At 66.4% G+C, this 15,787-nt stretch carries 15 protein-coding genes; 10 read left to right on the top strand and 5 right to left on the bottom strand.

Translation table 11 applies throughout. From position 1 onward, the window contains the following. Position 1: 1 nt before the first annotated feature. Positions 2–1,282 carry a putative DNA modification/repair radical SAM protein gene (locus IFT63_RS06400; RefSeq protein ID WP_192083580.1) on the bottom strand — a complete coding sequence of 427 codons (1,281 nt, stop codon included), beginning with the start codon at positions 1,280–1,282 and terminating at the stop codon, positions 2–4. A gap of 222 nt (positions 1,283–1,504) precedes the next feature. On the opposite strand from IFT63_RS06400, the gene IFT63_RS06395 reads away from it, so the two are divergent. Next, on the top strand, positions 1,505–2,560 hold the full coding sequence (locus IFT63_RS06395) for a Ca2+-dependent phosphoinositide-specific phospholipase C (RefSeq protein WP_197974225.1): 1,056 nt from the start codon (positions 1,505–1,507) through the stop codon (positions 2,558–2,560). 12 nt (positions 2,561–2,572) lie between these two features. Here IFT63_RS06395 and IFT63_RS06390 read toward each other — a convergent pair whose 3' ends face one another. Next, positions 2,573–2,983 carry a DUF350 domain-containing protein gene (locus IFT63_RS06390; RefSeq protein ID WP_042612938.1) on the bottom strand — a complete coding sequence of 137 codons (411 nt, stop codon included), beginning with the start codon at positions 2,981–2,983 and terminating at the stop codon, positions 2,573–2,575. 200 nt (positions 2,984–3,183) lie between these two features. Here IFT63_RS06390 and glgX point away from each other — a divergent pair, with 200 nt between their 5' ends. Next, positions 3,184–5,313, top strand: a complete 2,130-nt coding sequence (gene glgX, locus IFT63_RS06385; RefSeq protein ID WP_192083579.1) for a glycogen debranching protein GlgX — start codon at positions 3,184–3,186, stop codon at positions 5,311–5,313. Positions 5,314–5,363: 50 nt separating this feature from the next. Here the strand turns inward: glgX and IFT63_RS06380 are convergent, their stop codons facing one another. After that, positions 5,364–5,573, bottom strand: coding sequence for a DUF378 domain-containing protein (locus IFT63_RS06380; protein WP_197974224.1), 210 nt, complete (start codon positions 5,571–5,573; stop codon positions 5,364–5,366). Between the two features lie 162 nt (positions 5,574–5,735). On the opposite strand from IFT63_RS06380, the gene IFT63_RS06375 reads away from it, so the two are divergent. The 4 genes from IFT63_RS06375 to IFT63_RS06360 all read left to right on the top strand — a co-directional run bounded on the left by IFT63_RS06375 (position 5,736) and on the right by IFT63_RS06360 (position 8,440). Continuing rightward, positions 5,736–6,068 (top strand): hypothetical protein, encoded by a 333-nt coding sequence (locus tag IFT63_RS06375; RefSeq protein ID WP_042612936.1) that lies wholly within the window; start codon positions 5,736–5,738, stop codon positions 6,066–6,068. A 58-nt stretch (positions 6,069–6,126) separates the two neighbouring features. Then, the gene (locus IFT63_RS06370) at positions 6,127–6,567 is read left to right on the top strand and encodes a response regulator (protein WP_249404349.1); all 441 of its coding nucleotides are present in this window, start codon (positions 6,127–6,129) and stop codon (positions 6,565–6,567) included. A 110-nt stretch (positions 6,568–6,677) separates the two neighbouring features. Beyond that, the gene (locus tag IFT63_RS06365; RefSeq protein ID WP_192083578.1) at positions 6,678–7,094 is read left to right on the top strand and encodes a DUF2231 domain-containing protein; all 417 of its coding nucleotides are present in this window, start codon (positions 6,678–6,680) and stop codon (positions 7,092–7,094) included. Then, positions 7,091–8,440 carry a sorbosone dehydrogenase family protein gene (locus tag IFT63_RS06360; RefSeq protein ID WP_192083577.1) on the top strand — a complete coding sequence of 450 codons (1,350 nt, stop codon included), beginning with the start codon at positions 7,091–7,093 and terminating at the stop codon, positions 8,438–8,440. The genes IFT63_RS06365 and IFT63_RS06360 overlap by 4 nt, the downstream gene beginning before the upstream one ends. Positions 8,441–8,483: 43 nt before the next feature. On the opposite strand, the gene IFT63_RS06355 is transcribed toward IFT63_RS06360, so the two are convergent. Continuing rightward, the gene (locus tag IFT63_RS06355) at positions 8,484–11,261 is read right to left on the bottom strand and encodes a PAS domain-containing protein (RefSeq protein ID WP_249404348.1); all 2,778 of its coding nucleotides are present in this window, start codon (positions 11,259–11,261) and stop codon (positions 8,484–8,486) included. Between the two features lie 207 nt (positions 11,262–11,468). On the opposite strand from IFT63_RS06355, the gene IFT63_RS06350 reads away from it, so the two are divergent. The 4 genes from IFT63_RS06350 to IFT63_RS06335 all read left to right on the top strand — a co-directional run bounded on the left by IFT63_RS06350 (position 11,469) and on the right by IFT63_RS06335 (position 14,436). After that, a complete protein-coding gene (locus IFT63_RS06350; protein WP_152620577.1) occupies positions 11,469–11,744 on the top strand; it encodes a DUF2845 domain-containing protein in 276 nt (91 codons plus the stop codon). A 60-nt stretch (positions 11,745–11,804) separates the two neighbouring features. Further along, entirely contained in the window at positions 11,805–12,827 is a 1,023-nt protein-coding gene (locus IFT63_RS06345) for a glycoside hydrolase family 43 protein (protein ID WP_249404347.1), read from the top strand. Positions 12,828–12,989: 162 nt separating this feature from the next. Beyond that, positions 12,990–13,886, top strand: coding sequence for an aspartyl protease family protein (locus tag IFT63_RS06340; protein WP_197974223.1), 897 nt, complete (start codon positions 12,990–12,992; stop codon positions 13,884–13,886). Positions 13,887–13,935: 49 nt separating this feature from the next. Continuing rightward, positions 13,936–14,436 (top strand): hypothetical protein, encoded by a 501-nt coding sequence (locus IFT63_RS06335; RefSeq protein ID WP_192083576.1) that lies wholly within the window; start codon positions 13,936–13,938, stop codon positions 14,434–14,436. Here IFT63_RS06335 and IFT63_RS06330 read toward each other — a convergent pair. Then, positions 14,433–15,731, bottom strand: a complete 1,299-nt coding sequence (locus IFT63_RS06330; RefSeq protein WP_192083575.1) for a VCBS repeat-containing protein — start codon at positions 15,729–15,731, stop codon at positions 14,433–14,435. The genes IFT63_RS06335 and IFT63_RS06330 overlap by 4 nt on opposite strands. Positions 15,732–15,787 lie beyond the last annotated feature (56 nt).

Below are 15,787 nucleotides of genomic sequence, written 5' to 3'. Positions count from 1 at the left end.
TTCAGCTGGCAAGGCTTTCGCCGAACAACGAGCCCTGCCGCGGCGGGGGCGCCAGGCTGGCACGCAGGCTGGCCGGATCATCCAGCCGACGGTGCGGATGGTGGTCCAGCAGCTGCACGAACGGCAGCAGCTTGCGCATCGGTGCGCGCAGCCGCGCCACATCGGCCACCCGCAGCCGACCGTGGCGGCGCGCCATCAGCACGCGCTTGACGTTGCGAACGCCCAGTCCCGGCACCCGCAGCAGCAGTTCCTTCGGTGCCAGGTTGAGGTCCACCGGGAACTGCTCGGGATGGCGCAGCGCCCAGGCCATCTTCGGGTCGATGTCCAGGTCCAGCATGCCGTCCCGGGTAGTGTCGGTGATCTCTTCGATACCGTAGCCATAGAAGCGCAGCAGCCAGTCGGCCTGGTACAACCGATGCTCGCGCTGCAGCGGCGGGGGCTGCAGCGGCAGTGCCTTGCTGGCATCGGGAATCGGACTGAAGGCGGAATAGTAGACCCGACGCATGTGGTAATTGCCGTACAGCTGGTCGGAGGTGGTCAGGATGTCGCGGTCGCTGGCACCGTCGGCACCGACGATCATCTGCGTGCTCTGACCGGCAGGCGCGAACTTCGGCGCGCGCTTCTGCGCGCTGCGGTGCGGGGTGGCCACCACGGAAGGACGGGCGCGCTCCTCCTTGGATTCCTCGATGCGCCAGCGCAGCTCACCCATCGCGCCGCGGATGGTGGGCATGGTCTTTTCCGGCGCGAACGCGGCCAGGCCGGCTTCGGTCGGCAGCTCGACGTTGATCGACAGGCGATCGGCATATTTTCCCGCTGCCGCCAGCAGTTCCGGCGAGGCCTCGGGAATGGTCTTGAGGTGGATGTAGCCGGCATAGCGGTGTTCTTCGCGCAGTTGGCGCGCCACCTCCACCATGTGCTCCATGGTGTAGTCGGCGCTGCGGATGATGCCGCTGGACAGGAACAGCCCCTCGATGTAGTTGCGTTTGTAGAAGTCCAACGTCAGCGCGACGACTTCGGCCACGCGGAAGCGGGCGCGCGGCACGTTGCTCGATACGCGGTTCACGCAGTAGGCGCAGTCGTAGATGCAGAAGTTGGTGAGCAGGATCTTCAGCAGGGAGACGCAGCGGCCATCCGGGGTATAGCTGTGGCAGATGCCGGACCCTTCGGTGCTGCCGATGCCACCGGATTTTTTCGAGTCGCGCTTGCCGGCCCCGCTGGAGGCACACGAAGCATCGTACTTTGCCGCGTCGGCGAGGATTTCGAGTTTGCGCAGGGTTTCCATGGGGCCACGCTAGGGAGGGCGCGTCTCAGGCTGTGAGACGGACAGCAACGGCAATCTGAAGGCTTCAGTCGACATCGCGTGTCGATTCCAGCCAGTTAGCATAAATACTAACAGGTGGCGTCTGTCATCTGTGTGTATGCGCGCATCGGCATGCTGGCCGGCCCCGCAGCTGACAGGTTATTCCAAGTGGCATTCTCCCGCAGACCCCGATCCGCATTGCTGTTGTTGCTGGCCCTGGGTCCGGCCGCCGCCGCCGCCGCCGCTGCGGCAACGCCTACCGTGCTGCGCATCAACGATGTGCTTGCCGTCGGCACCCACAACAGTTACAAGCTGCCGATGCCGCAAGCCCGCCTGCAGGCGCTTGCCGGACGCGAGCCGGAGATGGCGCAGGCGCTGGACTACGCCCACCGTCCCCTGGTCGAGCAGCTGCAGCACGGGGCGCGCCAGATCGAGCTGGACGTCAACTTCGACCCGCAGGGTGGCCATTACGCGGCCGGATCGGCCGACCCGGACCTGCAACGGCCAGGCTTCAAGGTGCTGCACATGCCTGGGCTGGACAATGCCAGCAGCTGCACCAGACTGCTGCAGTGCCTGCGGCAGCTGCGCGCGTGGTCCGATGCACATCCCCGTCACGCGCCGATCCTGCTGCTGGTCAACGCCAAGGATGACCAGAACGCCCGCCTGGGTGGCATCGACGCATTGCGCTTCGATGCGGCGGCGTTCGACGCGCTGGATGCGGAAATCCGCGCGGTGCTCGGGCCGGAAAAACTGATCGTGCCCGATGACGTGCAGGCCGACTACCCGACGCTGCGCGAGGCGGTGCTGGCGGGAAACTGGCCGGCGCTGGAGCAGGCGCGCGGCCGCTTCCTGTTCGCGCTGGACGAAGGTCCGGCGAAGGTGGCGCTGTATCGGGGCGATCGCCGTTCATTGCAGGGCAGGGTGCTGTTCGTCAACACCGATGCCGATTCACCGGCCGCTGCCTACATGACCCTAAACGACCCGATCGGCCAAGCGGACCAGATCCGCCGCGCGGTGCAACAGGGTTTCATCGTGCGCACCCGTGCCGATGCGGAAACCCGCGAGGCGCGCACCGGGGATATCCGGCGGCGTGACGCCGCACTGGCCGGCGGGGCGCAGTATGTATCGACGGATTATCTCTGGCCCGATCCGCGCTTCGCCACCGGTTACCAGGTGCCGCTGCCGCAGGGGGCAGCGGCGACCTGCAATCCCGTGCGCGCAGACCACTGCGGCATGACCGATCTTGAAGCCCTGCCTTGAACAGCAAGCGGTTCAGGGCACCATCGCGGCCGAGTTCACCAAGCCTACGGCGATCGCCACGCCCGCCGAAAACCAGCCGGCGCTTTCGTTGCCGGCGTCGATCTGGTCCGGTCCGCGCCGGGTGATGATGGCGCGCGAGATACCGAAGGCCAGCATCTGCATCACCGCCGCGATGGCCGCCCAGATCGCGGCATCGACCAGCGACACCGAGTGGCTGATCACCGAATTGATCGGCAGCGCCAGGCCGACGAGGGCACCGGCCATGCCGATGCCCGCCGCCTTGTTGCCCTGCCGGATCAGGGTTATTTCCTTGTGCGGGGTGATCAGCGCGACCAACGTGATGGCCAGCAGCAGGATCAGCAGGCCGATCCCCATGAAGGCGGCGAAGGCGAGGAACGATTGACCGGTGATGACGTAGTTCATGGCAGACCTTGGGGCGTGTCAGGGCAGGCGCCCACGCTACCGCATCGCTGGAACGAATGCGCGCGATCGCGATCGCGAACGCAGCGTGGGCATGAAAGGTCGATCCACTGCCTGCCTGTCCATGACATCGCCTGCACGGGCTGCAGCAGACTCTTGCGCGTCCCAGGCCGCACTTCCGCCGCCTGCCCAGCGAGCAGACCATGCGCGATACCGTACACGCCCGTTATGCCACCCCCTCGCGCGTCCGCGAAGGCCGACCATTCCCGCAGGGCGCCACGTTCGACGGCGAGGGCACCAACTTCGCGCTGTTCAGCGCGCACGCCACACGGGTCGATCTGTGCCTGTTCGACGACGCCGGCAACGAAGAACGGATCGAGCTTCCCGAATACACCAACGAGGTCTGGCACGGCTACCTGCCGGACGTGAAGCCGGGCCAGCGTTACGGCTATCGCGTGCATGGTCCGTACGCGCCCGCCGAAGGCCATCGATTCAACCACCACAAGCTGCTGCTTGATCCGTATGCGCGGGAAATCGAAGGCGACCTCACCTGGAGTGATGAGCTGTATGGGTACACCATCGGTCACCCCGATGCGGACCTGAGTTTCGACGAGCGCGACAGTGCGCCGTTCATGCCCAAGGCCGTGGTGGTCCATGACGACTATGACTGGGAAGATGACCAGCGCCTGTTGACCGCCTGGAACCAGACCCTGGTGTACGAAACGCATGTGCGTGGCTACACGATGCGCCATCCCGAGGTCGCCGAAGCTGTGCGGGGCACCTGTGCCGGCCTGGCGCACGACGCGGTGCTGGATTACATCAAGGGGCTGGGGGTCACCGCGGTGGAGCTGTTGCCGGTACAGGCCTACCTGGATGACAGCCACCTGCTGGAGAAAGGCCTGCGCAACTATTGGGGCTACAACACGCTGGCCTTCTTCGCGCTGAAGAGCCGCTACCTGGCCAGCGGACACCGCGACGAGTTCCGTGACATGGTCAAGGCGATGCACCGCAAGGGCCTGGAAGTGGTGCTGGACGTGGTGTACAACCACACCGCCGAAGGCAACCAGCTGGGCCCGACGCTGTCCTTCAAGGGCATCGACAACGCAACCTATTACCGCCTTGCCGACGACAAGCGCTATTACATCAACGACACCGGCACCGGCAATACGTTCAACCTGAGCAACATGCAGGCGATGCGGTTCGTCACCGATTCGCTGCGCTACTGGGCACAGGACATGCACGTTGACGGCTTCCGCTTCGACCTGGCGACCATCCTGGGCCGGGAACCGAGCGGGTTCGACCAGCGCGGCGGGTTCCTGGACGCCTGCGGGCAGGATCCGCTGCTGTCGCAGGTCAAGCTGATCGCTGAACCGTGGGATTGCGGGCCCGGCGGTTACCAGGTCGGGCGTTTCCCGCCGGGGTGGGCGGAATGGAATGACAAATTCCGCGACAACGCGCGAAGCTTCTGGAAAGGTGACGAGGGCATGCTGGCCGAGTTCGCCACGCGCTTCACCGGATCGGCCGATCTGTTCGATCGCCGGGGTCGTCGCCCGTGGTCATCGGTCAACTTCATCACCGCCCACGATGGCTTCACCCTGCATGACCTGGTCAGCTACAACGAAAAGCACAACGAGGCCAACGGCGAAGGCAACCAGGACGGGTCCAACCATGATGGTTCATGCAATCACGGCGCCGAAGGAGAAACCGACGACGCGGCGATCAACGCACTGCGCGAGCGGCAGATGAAGAACCTGCTGGCCACGCTGCTGCTGGCCCAGGGCACGCCGATGCTGCTGGCCGGCGATGAACGTGCGCAGACCCAGGGTGGCAACAACAATACGTATTGCCAGGACAACGAAACCGCGTGGATCGATTGGCAGCGGGACCCGAGCGAAGGACGGCTGGCGGAATTCGTGCGCGAACTGACGGCACTGCGGCGCCGCTACCCGATCCTGACCCGTGGCCGCTACCTCAACGGGCGCTACAGCGAAGAGGCCGGGGTCAAGGACCTCACCTGGCTCAATCCGAGCGGGGCGGAGATGCAGGAGGCTGACTGGACCGATGCCGGCGCGCGATCAGTCGGCCTGGTGCTGGAAGGCAAGGCGCAGCATTCGGGGGTGCGCGAGCATGCCAACGATGCCACTCTGTTGATCCTCATCAACGCATGGCACGAAGGGGTGTCTTTCAAGCTGCCCGATGACGAGCAGACACCGCTGCACTGGAAGCTGATGGTGTCCACCGATGAAGCGCTGGATCGCGAGTCGGTGCCCAAGGGCTCAACCGAATTCCTTGCCCCGCCGCGCAGCGTCACCGTGTTCGAATGCCGTAGTTGACGGCAGGACGGGCCGGGGGGCGTGCAATGCCCCCTGGCCGCAGGGGGCGGTCACACCAGTTGCGCGGTGGGCTTGTGCGTGGCCAGCCAGACCGCCTGCCACAGCCCGGAAAGCCCGATCAACGCGTAGACCGCACGCGGCCACGGACTGTCGATGCCGCAGGCGAGCCCGATCAGGTCGATCTGGAACTGGCCCTGCAGGCCCAGGCAGATGGCACCGAACAGCACCATGATCATCGTCGCGATGTTGAACGCTCGCACTGCATTGCCCCTGGTTGACTCATTGGTGTGGACATGTTGGCGCGCGTTCCGTGCGAGCACCGTGATCGCGCGCTTCACGCCCCCTCAACCCGGGCCTGCACCCGCACTGCACGCTGGGCTGCCTATGCTCTGTCCATTCCTTTCGTCCTGGCAGACACCCGCATGGTCCCCACTTCCTATTGGCGCAAGAGCTGGGGCAGCTTCGTGCAGCCCAATACCGGGTCGTTCGATATCCGTGATGTGTCCTGCCTGCAGGAGCCGACCTCGCTGCGGATCGTCCACCTGTACCGCATAGATGCCTGCTGCCAGCGCTGCGACCGCGCTTTCTCGGCACGCGACGGCCAGGGCATGGCGACGGTCACCGGTGCGCGCGTGTTGACCTGCCCGGGATGTTCGGCCACCCAGGCGGTATCCAACCGCGAGCTGGCGCGCTTCTCCGCCTCCCACCCGGGCGCCGCGATGGCCGCTTCGGGGCCGGTTGCCGAAGTTGCTTGAGTGCGCACCACCGTGAAGAATTCCTTGCGCGTCCATCACGCCGCCGCACAGAGGGCTGATGGACACTGTGCGCATGAGATGTGTTGCCGATGCCATGAACCGCCCCGACACCCGCACCCGCACCCGTACCCGTACCGAGAACGGCGCAGCACCCAGGATCCTGGTGGTCGAAGACGAGCTTGAGCTGTCCACGCTGCTGCAGACCATCCTGGTGGGGGAGGGATACCAGGTCGAGCAGGCCTATTCCTTGTCAGATGCGCTGCATTCGATCGACGAAGAGGCGTTTGATGCGGCCGTACTCGATGTAGAGCTTCGCGACGGGCTGGTCTTCTCCGTCGCCGATCGTTTGAAGGCGCGCGGAATTCCGTTCTTTTTCCTGTCTGCGGTTTACCGCGGGGTAGTGCCAGTGGCGCACCATGACGTGCCGTTCCTGAGCAAGCCTTATGAACTGGACGAACTGAAGGATTACCTGGCTGAGAGTCTGCGAAGCGCTTCATGAGTCCCAAGGCAGTAGGAGAGGCGCAGGCAGCCGTGTGGCGTCACACGCTCTAGCAGACGGCGATGGCAACCTGTCGGCCGTCTTTCACTGTCTCCCAGGAGCACACAGCCATGGCGTCCAGCCCCTTCCTTCATCCCGCGCGGGCGATACATCCCGTGCATGCCGCCGTGCTCGGTGGCGTGCTTCCGCTTTTCCTCGGCACGCTGCTGGCGGACTATGCCTACTGGAGCAGTCATGAGATCCAGTGGAGCAATTTCGCTGCGTGGCTGTTGATCGGCGCCATGGTGATGACCACGCTCGCCCTGCTGTGTGGCGTCGTCGGTCTGGCCCGGCATCGTCATGGACTGGCCTACGTGGGGGTCCTCGCAGTGACCTGGGTACTGGGTTTCTTCAATTCGCTGCACCATGCGCGTGACGCCTGGGCGGTGATGCCGGCCGGCCTGGTGATGTCGATGGTCGGTACGCTGCTGGCCCTGGTGGCGACCTGGATCGGCCTGTCCACCCTGCGCGTGGGAGGTGTCCGATGAGCCGCCAGATGATCACGATTCTCTCGGTTTCGGTGCTGGCCGCGGCGCTCGCCGCCTGCAGCAACAAAGCCCCGCAGGTGGATCAATACGGCGCCACTCCGGAGATGCCTGCGCCCAAGCGCGACCTGATGCCGGACATGACCATCGCCAAGCCGACCGCGTGGGGCGACAGCGTCCCGACCGTGCCGGCCGGTTACCGTATTTCGGCCATCGCCACCGACCTGGGCATTCCGCGCCAGACCCTGGTGCTGCCCAATGGTGACATTCTGGTGGCGGAAGGGCGGGGCGGCAACGCGCCGAAGCTGAAGCCGAAGGATGTCATCGCCGGCAAGATCAAGGCCAAGGGCAACACGGCGGTGAAGAGTGGTAACCGTCTGACGCTGCTGCGCGATGCGGACGGCGACGGCGTGTATGAGCTGAAGACCGTCTTCGCCGACAAGCTCAATGCACCCTATGGGCTGGCGATGATCGGCAATGTGCTGTACGTCGCCAACCAGGATGCGCTGGTGCGGTTCGACTATGTCCAAGGGCAGACCCGGGCCAGTGCGGCGCCGGTGACGGTCACCGAGCTTCCGTCGGCCATCAACCACCACTGGACCAAGTCACTGACCGCGAGCGCCGATGGCCGCCACCTGTACGTGGGCATCGGCTCCAACAGCAACATCACCGAACGTGGCATGGCCGCCGAAGTGGACCGCGCCGTGGTCTGGCAGGTCGATGCCGCGACCGGCGCCCACAAGACCTTCGCCACCGGCCTGCGCAATCCCACCGCGCTGGCCATCCAGCCGGGTACCGGCGCGCTGTGGGCGGTCGTCAACGAACGCGATGAGATCGGGCCGAACCTGGTGCCGGACTACCTGACCTCCGTGAAAGAGGGCGCGTTCTACGGCTGGCCGTACAGCTATTGGGGCAAGAACGTCGATGATCGCGTGATGCCGCAGGATCCGGCGAAAGTGACCAGTGCCATCGCGCCGGATTATGCGCTGGGCTCGCACGTGGCCGCGCTGGGTGTCTCGTTCTCCGGCCCTACCATGGGCGCGAAGTTCGCCGATGGTGTGTTCGTCGGCGAGCACGGCAGCTGGAACCGCAATCCACCCGTGGGCTACAAGGTGGTCTTCGTGCCGTTCCGTGACGGCCGCCCGGCCGGTGAGCCGATCGACTTCGTCTCCGGTTTCCATGGCGAAGACGGGCTGACCCGTGGCCGCCCGGTGGGCGTGACCGTGGATCCCCGCGGTGCGTTGATCGTTGCCGATGACCTCGCCAACACGATCTGGCGGGTAACGCCGGATACGGTCGCCGCCCCGGCTGCACCGGCGGCGTCCCCGCCGGCACCGGTCACCCCGTAAGCCGGCTACGTCCGTGCCGGGCGATCCCCGGCGCGGGCGGCGCTCAACCCAGCACCGCGCGTACGCGCGTGGCCAGCTCGTCCACGCTGAACGGTTTGCCGATCAACTGCACGCTGGGATCCAGCACGCCGTCCTGCACGAGCGCGTTGCGGCTGTAGCCGGTAGCGAAGAGCACTTTCAGGTCCGGCCGGCGTCTGAGTGCCTCGTCGGCCAGTTCGCGGCCGTTGACTTCCGGCATCACCACATCGGTGAACAGCAGTGCGATCGCCGGATGCGCGTCGAGCAGCTTGAGCGCGGCGGCAGCGCCGTCCGCGGCCAGCACCGGGTAGCCCAGTTCGGTCAGCGCGTCGATGGAGAACTGGCGCACGCCCGGCTCATCTTCCACCACCAGCACCAGCTCCTGCCCGCCGGACGACGCCACCGGGGCATCCTCTGCGGTGGAGGGAGGCGCATCGAGCACCGCCATCAGGCGCGGCAGGTAGAGCATCACGGTGGTGCCCCGGCCGACCCGCGAATCGATGCGCACGTGGCCGCAGGACTGCTTGACGAAGCCGTACACCTGGGAAAGTCCCAGTCCGGTCCCTTGGCCGACTTTCTTGGTCGTGAAGAACGGCTCGAAGGCCTTGGCCATCACCTCCGGCGGCATGCCGCTGCCGTCGTCGGCGACGGAGATCAGCACGTATTCGCCGACGGGGACGCCGCCGGCTTCGGCGCACTCCTGCGCACAGTTGGCCGTCTCCACCGTGAGCCGGCCACCGGCGGGCATGGCATCGCGTGCATTGACCGCAAGGTTGAGGATCACGTTTTCCAGCTGGTTGGCATCGGCGAAGGTGGACCACAGGTCGGCGGCCAGCACCGTCTGCAGGCGCACGCTGCTGCCCAGCGAATGCACCAGCAGGTCCGACATGCCCGCCACCAGCCGGTTGGCATCCACCGGCACCGGCTGCAGCGGCTGTTGGCGTGAGAACGACAGCAGCCGCTGGGTCAGCTGCGCGGCCCGGCGCGCGCCATCGATCGCCATGTCGATGTAGCGCTTGGCACGCGGATCCTGGTCACCCAGGCGTGCCGCCAGCAGGTCAAGCGGCCCGATGACCGTGGCCAGCATGTTGTTGAAGTCATGTGCGATGCCGCCGGTCAGCTGGCCCACCGCCTCCATCTTCTGGCTCTGCCGCAGCGCATCTTCGGCGCGTGTGCGCTCCTGTACCTCCTCCAGCACGCGCGCTTCCAGATGCTCGTTCAGCTCTTTCAGGCGGGCCTCGGCCAGCCTGCGTTCGGTAACATCGATGGCCACCCCCAGTACGCGCAGGCAGCGGTCCCCTTCGAACAGCCCGCGCCCTTTGGCGGCAACCCAGCGCAGCACGCCGTCTTCCCGGCCCACCGTGCGGTATTCCACGTCGTAGAGCGCGCGCACGGCCGGATCGGCGGCGGCGGCGAAGGCGGCGGTGGTCGCCTGCCGGTCATCAGGATGCAGGCCGTCGTAGAAGTCCTGCAGGGATACCTCGACCTGCGCGGAGATGCCGAACATGGCCTTGGTGCGTGGCGGCCAGATCAGCACATTGTTGACCAGGTCCACGTCCCAGAATCCCATGTCCCCGGCTTCGGTCGCCGAGCGCAGGCGCTCTTCGCTCTCGGCCAGGGCCGCCTCGGCCGCCTTGCGCGTGGTCAGGTCGAGCATCGCGCCGATCATCCGCTGCGGCTCGCCGGAGGGACCGCGCAGCACCGTGCCTCGATCCAGCACGGCGGCATAACTGCCGTCGGCACGGCGGAAGCGGTACTCGCCCGACCAGGCCGAGCTGCTGCTGTCGATCACCGCGTGGATGGCCGCATCCACCCGGCCACGGTCGTCGGGATGGATATGGTCCAGCCACCATTGCGCGCTGGTGGCGGTGACCGCATGCCCGAACAGCGTGCTCAACGCCTCGTTCCAGATGACGTGGCCATCGGCCATGCGCCAGTCCCAGATCGCATCATTGGTCGCCCGGGCCGCGAGCCGGTAGCGCTCCTCGATTTCCCGGTGCTGGGCTTCGGCGGCCTTGCGGTCAGTGATGTCCAGCGAGGTACCGACCAGGCCGACCACGGCGCCTTCACCATCGCGCAACGGCGCCTTGGTCGACAGCCAGAACGCACGGCGGCCATCGGGGAAACTGATTTCTTCTTCGACCTGCTCACTGCGGCCGCTGGCCATCACGCGCTCATCGGTGGCCATCACCGCTGCCGCCTGCCCGGGATCGCCCAGCAGCTCGGCATCGGTGCGCCCGACGTAGTGCTCCGGCGGCATGCCGATCAGTTCGGTGGTGCCGCGGTTGCCGATCAGGATGCGGCCCTGGCGGTCCTTGGCGTAGACCACGCCGGGCGCGGCCTCGACGAAGGAACGCAGCAGGGTCTGTGCCTGGTCACGTTCGGCTTCGAGCCGGCGCCGCTCGTCGATATCGATCAGCACGCCGGGGAAGTCGATCGCGCGGCCGTGCGCATCCAGGTCCACACGGCCGGCCGCTTCCAGCCAACGGTACTGTCCGTCCGCGCCGCGCGTCCGGAACTGATGCACATAGCGCCCGCCGCGGCCTACTGCCTCGGCGATTGCCTGCTGCAGGCCGTCCCGGTCATCAGCGTGCACTGCGGCCACCACCTGGTCCAGGCGCAGCTCGCTGCGTGCCAGCGCCGGATCCAGGCCGAAAGCCCGGGCGAGGGCATCATCCACGGCGAGTCTGTCGTGCGCGACATCCCAGAACCAGGTGCCCACGATCGCCCCGGCGGCGAGCGCCAGTTTGACCCGCTCGGCATCACGCGCCACCCGGGTGGAATTTTCGTCTTCAAGGTTCAAGGTGTTCTCACGGCGAGGCGCGGGGACGACGTGGTTGGCCGCATAGATTATCGCCGCCGCCCAGCGCTGGGAACGTGGCTTGCTGAAGCTGATCAGGATGTCACCGGCGCAGCGTCTTCACGCCAGCGCGGACTGTGGCCTGCGGGTTCCCTTTGTCGTGTGGCACAGTGGCGGCGCGGAAGCATCCACAACGTCAAGGAGATCGGAATGAACGCGAGAACGATGATGCTGGTGCTGTACCTGGCCGCGGCAGGTTCGGCGATGGCAGGCGGCAGTGCGCGGTTCGGCAACAAGCTGGTGAGTACCGGCGACGGGGCAGGCAAGGTGACCCAGGTGGCAGGCAAGCCGGACCGGGTGATCCAGCTGGAAACCGACTACAGCGGCAACGTGGGCGAGCGCTGGGAATATTACAAGGCGCAGAAAACCGTCCAGATCATTTTCCGCGATGGCAGGGTGACCGAGGTCAACGAGCTCTACAACTGATTGGCCAGCACGCCCTGAATCGATCTAAACTCGGTCGAAACCACCTTGGGAGGGCAGGGCATGGCAAAGATGAGGGCAGTAGTGGGCGCCGCGCTGATTGCTGCGGCAGTGTTCGCTGCCGTGGCCGCTCCGGCGGCCTCGGCAGGGCCGGTTGACCCTGCGGCGGCAACATCCGGCAACCCCATCCTGCCGGGCTGGTATGCCGACCCGGAAGCGGCGGTGTTCGGGAGCACTTACTGGATATTCCCGACCAGCTCGGCGCCGTATGCCGAGCAGACCGGATTCGATGCATTTTCCTCGCCCGACCTGGTGCAGTGGACCCGGCATCGCAACGTACTCACCACCGACGCCATCCCGTGGGCCAAAGAAGCCCTGTGGGCGCCTTCGGTGGTGGAAAAAGACGGTCGTTACTACTTCTTCTTTTCCGCCAACGACATCAAGACCGACCAGGAAACCGGCGGCATCGGCGTGGCCGTGGCCGACCGCCCCGAGGGCCCTTACCGCGACCTGCTCGGCAAGCCGCTGATCGGCACCTTCCATAATGGCGCCCAGCCGATCGACCAGTTCGTGTTCGAGGACGATGACGGCGCCTGGTACATGATCTACGGTGGCTGGAAGCACGCCAACATCGTGCGGCTGAAGGATGATTTCACCGGCGTGCAGCCGCACGAAGATGGCACGCTGTACAAGGAGATCACGCCCGCGCCGGAGTATGTCGAAGGCTCGCTGATGTTCAAGCGCGGCGGGCGCTACTACTACATGTGGTCCGAAGGGGGCTGGGGCGAACCGGAGTATTCAGTGGCCTATGCCATCGCCGACAAGCCCACAGGCCCGTTCAAGCGGATCGGCAAGATCCTGCAGCAGGATCCCACCATCGCCACCAGCGCCGGCCACCATTCGGTGATCCGCGCGCCGGGCTCGGACAACTGGTACATCGTCTACCACCGTCGCCCGCTGGGAGAGACCAGCCGGCACCACCGCGCCACCGCGATCGACCGGATGTACTTCAATGAAAAGGGACTGATCCTGCCGGTCCGGATGACGATGGAGGGCGTGCCGGCCGAGCGGCTGGACGCGCGCTGAGCGCGGTTGTCCCGCCCACGGTGGACCTGCTGCCGCGCTTGGTCGGCGCTCCAGCGCGGTCCATCGCGTGCAGGGCGGTTTCGTCGGCGTGCACTGGAGTGGCCGAGGCGCAGGGTGCAGTCTGCCGGTGTACGACCTACCCGACGCGACAAGGAATGTTCGATGCCATCCCGAGCCCCACTGCTTTGCTTTGTGCTTGCCGGTTCCCTGCTGTCCAGCGGCGCGATGGCGGCCGACGCCAGTGCACCCCCGGATGACGCGTGCGCGCTGGCTGCCCGGCCCCTGCGCGCGCCGGAACTGCGGGTTCCCTTCGACATCGTCGACGGCCGCATCTATCTCCAGGTCCAGGTCAACGGCCGCGGACCATTCCGCTTCGCCGTCGATACCGGGGCAAGCGGCATCGGCCGCGCCGACTCCCGCTTGGCCACCGCGCTCGATTTGCCGTTCCACGGCCAGGCCACCACCTCCGATGGCGTGGCCAGCGCCAGCGTGCAGACGGTGCGGATCGACTCGCTTGCCTTGGGCGCGGTGGTCCGGCGCGACGTGGAGGTCATCACGCGCGACTACAACGCGCACAACGCACCGGAGGCGGCGTTCATGGGGATTCTGGGTCGTGGTTTCTTCGATGACGGCCTGCTGGTCATCGACTATCCACGGCGCATGCTGTCCTTCAGCCGCACGCAGCAGCTTCCCACCCGGGGCCCGAACGTACTGCGTTATGAGCGGGCTTTCCGCGTACCGGTGCGGATCGGTGGGCAGCAGGTGCTGGGCCAACTGGACACCGGGGCCAACGTCAGCTTCGTGCTGCCACGGGCGCTGTATGACACGGTTTCCGCCGGCCCTCTGGAAGCAGCCGGCCGCTCGCGGTTGACCAACAGCCAGACCGAGGCGCAGCGGGCCACCGTGCAGGGGCCGATCGAGATCGGCCAGCTGCGCCTCGCCGATGTGGAGGTGCGCGTGTCGGCGAAGTATCCCGAGCTGCTGATAGGCGCACACGCTCTGCAGCAGGCCGTGGTGCTGATCGACCAGCGCACGAAGGCGGTGGCGATCTGTCGGTAGGTCGGACGGCCCTGCGGCTATACTCGGCCTTCATCCTCAAGGGAGTGCGATGGCCGTCCTGCTGCTTGTGATCGTGGTCATCGAAGGGATCCTGCTGCTGTCATGGTGGCGCCCCTACTGGGTATGGGGCGTGCCGGTGTTCAGTCGTCGTATCCCCGCGCCTTACCCGGCCTTGAAGGCGTTTCCCTTCCACCGGCTGGAGCGCGAAGTGGCCGCGGAAAAATGGCCGGATATGGTGTTCCGGCCGCTCGACAAACGAAGCCATGGGTTCCGCGAAAGCTTCGGCCTGCACTTTGGATGGCGCTACCCGCCGCTGATGCGCGGCCAGATCGTGATCGACATGCGGCGCCGGCAGATCCATGTCATCGGGCGCGGCAGCTGGCTGCTGATGGTCGCCGTGGTGACCGCCATTCCTGCCCTGAAGGTCGCACCCGCTGGGGTGCTGGTGGTCGCGCTGGTGCTGATCGCCAGCTATCTGGTCCAGCGCCATCGCTTTCTTGCCGTCGTCGCGGCGATACGCCGGGTGCTCGATCGGCCGGCGGCCAACTAGCGCCCGCCCGTCAGCAGCAGCCGGGCCTGGGTGCCCCAGCCCCCGATCAGCACATCGGCCCTGCCGTCGCCGTCCAGGTCGCCCTGGCCCATGCTCCAGCTGCGCCCCACGGTGATGCCGGGCACCACGGCAAGCGTGACATCCCGGAAATGGCCCTTGCCATCGTTCTGCCACGCACGCAGTTGCAGCGGCACGAAGCCGGGCACCTGGATCGCGCCGACCAGCAGGTCGGGGTGGCCATCGCGGTTGAAGTCGACCACCGTCCCGGCCCAGCTGGAAAACGTGTGCGCGGGAAGGCGCTCGGCAGTCTCATCGCGGAAGCGGCCATTGCCATCGTTGACCAGCAGGCGCGTCTGCGGATCCTTGTCCCAGGCGGCGTTGTTGCTGGTGATGTTGAAGAACACGATGTCCGGGCGGCCATCACCGGTGAGGTCGGCCACGTGCACTTCGCGGGTTTCCATCGGCACCTTCAGTTCCAGCCGATGCGACTGGTCGGCGAAGTGTCCGCTGCCATCGTTGATCAGCAGGCGGTTGGGGTGCGCCGGGCTGGCCAGCACGGCGTCCAGGTCGCCGTCGCCATCGATATCGGCAAGCGCTACACCTTCGGTCTGCGCATCGGCCTGCGGCAGATGGGTCGCGCTGGCATCGATGAAATGGCCGGGTCGTTTGGGGTCGTTGAGGAAAAGGAGACTGCGCGACGCCCGCGCAGGAGCCCCGGCGCCGTGGCCGGTCTCGCCGGTGCTGCCGATGAAGATGTCTGGCAGCCCATCGCCATCCACATCGCCCACCGCCAGCCCGTTGCCCTGGCTGCCGGCAGGCAGGCGCTCACTGGCATCGGTGAATCCGCCCTTGCCATCGCCCAGGAACAACTGGTGCACCTCCTCGGACTCGCTGATGAACACCATGTCGGCGTGGCCATCGCCGTTGAAATCCGCAGTGCGCACATGTTCGTTGTCACGCATCGTGCGGCCGAACGCATCCGGAACGTAGCGAAGCTTTCCGGTTCCATCGTTGAGGTAAAGCCGGTTCACACCGTGTTCCACCGAGACCACCACGTCGCGGTGCCCATCGCCGTTGACGTCCACGAACACCGAATCGGTGGAATGCAGGCTGGGCGCTGCCGGCACATGGGTTGCGGTGGCATCGACGAACACCGAAGAGGGGGCCTCCTTGATCAGCTCGAATGCGTCCGTGGCGGGGTCGCGCGGTTCTGCGCGCTGGGCGGAGGCGGCGTGCGCGGCGGCCAGCAGCGTCAGGCTGGTGGCCAGCAGGAGAATCGACAACGGTGGCGGCATCGGGTGCTCCGGGTGCAGGAACCAGCCTTGAACCTAACCGCAAGCGGGCGCTTCTG

This window comes from Stenotrophomonas sp. CFBP 13724, from assembly GCF_014841975.1.
Taxonomy (GTDB): domain Bacteria; phylum Pseudomonadota; class Gammaproteobacteria; order Xanthomonadales; family Xanthomonadaceae; genus Stenotrophomonas; species Stenotrophomonas lacuserhaii.
Note: the sequence above shows the minus strand (reverse complement) of the source record. Positions and strands in the feature narration are given on the sequence as shown.